General features: G+C 68.1%; 1 protein-coding gene. It reads left to right on the top strand.

The window, feature by feature from the left end; all coding sequences use genetic code 11:
* Positions 1-139 precede the first annotated feature (139 nt).
* On the top strand, positions 140-1597 hold the full coding sequence (locus ACFV8T_RS45580) for an NF041680 family putative transposase (protein ID WP_385339802.1): 1458 nt from the start codon (positions 140-142) through the stop codon (positions 1595-1597).
* The last annotated feature ends 8 nt before the right edge of the window (positions 1598-1605 follow it).

Below are 1605 nucleotides of genomic sequence, written 5' to 3'. Positions count from 1 at the left end.
CTTGATCTTTAACCTCGCGGTCCGAACGAGTCCTCGTACTTGATCACTCAGACTAGTAACTGCCGTACATGCGGGCGGCCTTCGGCTGAGCATGTGATCCGACCAAGGAACACACAAGCTCAGCACGAAGGCCGTGGGAATGAGTCTGTCGCATCATGCTGTCCGGCAGGATCCGTTCGCGGGACTGTCACACTTCCGGGGTGCGTTCTACTCCTGTCTGACCAGGCGTGCGGATGCGCTGTTCGAACTCGCGGACGCGGTGTTGTGCGTGGATGGGCCGGTCCGGTCGCTGGTGGAACTGTCGCTGGTCGGTGAACACCGTCGCGGGCACGGCGGCCTCTATGACGCCCTGTCCGCGGGGCGGGTCGATGTCGCCCGGCTGCGACGGGCCCTGGCCGCGGTGCCGCTGCCACGGGCGGCGGACGGCCGGCTGGTGCTGGCCGCCGACCTCACCTGCTGGCTGCGGCCCAGCGCCCACACCTCACCGCAGCGGGTCCTGTGTCACACCTACGGACGGGGCAAGGGCCAGCACATCCCCGTGCCCGGTTGGCCGTACTCGGTGATCTGCGCCCTGGAAACCGGTCGCAGTTCCTGGACAGCACCGCTGGACGCACTACGCCTGGCACCGGGCGACGATGCCGCCACCGTCACCGCCCGGCAGATGCGCGAGCTTGTCGAGCGGCTGATCACGGCCGGGCAGTGGAAGGACGGCGACCCGGACATTCTTATCGTCGTGGACGCCGGCTACGACGTGCCCCGCCTGGCCTTCCTGCTGAAGGATCTGCCGGTGCAGGTCCTGGGCCGGATGCGCTCGGACCGTGTCCTGCGACGTGCAGTACCAAACCGCGAGCCCGGTGTCCGAGGCCGCCCGCCCCGCCACGGCGGCGAGTTCGTCTTCGGCGACCCGGCCACCTGGGACACTCCCGATGCCCAGACGGTGAGCGCAACCCACCTCTACGGCAAAGCGATTGCACGGGCATGGGGCCGCCTCCACCCGAGACTGACCCACCGCTCGGCCTGGACCGCCGAGCTCGGTGCCCTGCCGGTCATCGAGGGGACCGTCATCCGTCTGCAGGTCGAGCACCTGCCCAGCGGTGCGACACCGAAGCCGGTCTGGCTGTGGTGGTCAGGCACCGATGCCACCGAAACCGACGTCGACCTGCTCTGGCAGGCATTCCTGCGACGCTTCGACATCGAGCACACCTTCCGGCTCTTCAAACAGACCCTCGGCTGGACCTGCCCGAAGATCCGCACCCCCGAAGCCGCAGACCGCTGGACCTGGCTAATCCTCGCGGTATTCACCCAGCTCCGGCTCGCTCGCCCACTGGCAGCCGACCTCCGCAGACCATGGGAGAAACCTGCCCCGACTGACAGGCTCACCCCAGCGCGAGTCCGTCGCGACTTTCGGCACCTCCGGCCGAAGGCCGCCTGCCCAGCCGGAGCACCGAAATCCTCCCGACCCGGCCCAGGACGCCCACCCGGCCGCAGGAACAACGAGCCCACCACGCGCTACGACGTCCACACAGTCGGCAAACCAGGCCCCTCGAAGCGACGGACGAAGAAGTCAACGACCCCACGTCCACGCCGCACAGGTTAAAGACCAAG

This window comes from Streptomyces sp. NPDC059832 (assembly GCF_042731715.1).
Lineage (GTDB): Bacteria > Actinomycetota > Actinomycetes > Streptomycetales > Streptomycetaceae > Streptomyces.
This window is presented reverse-complemented; position numbering and strand designations above follow the sequence as displayed.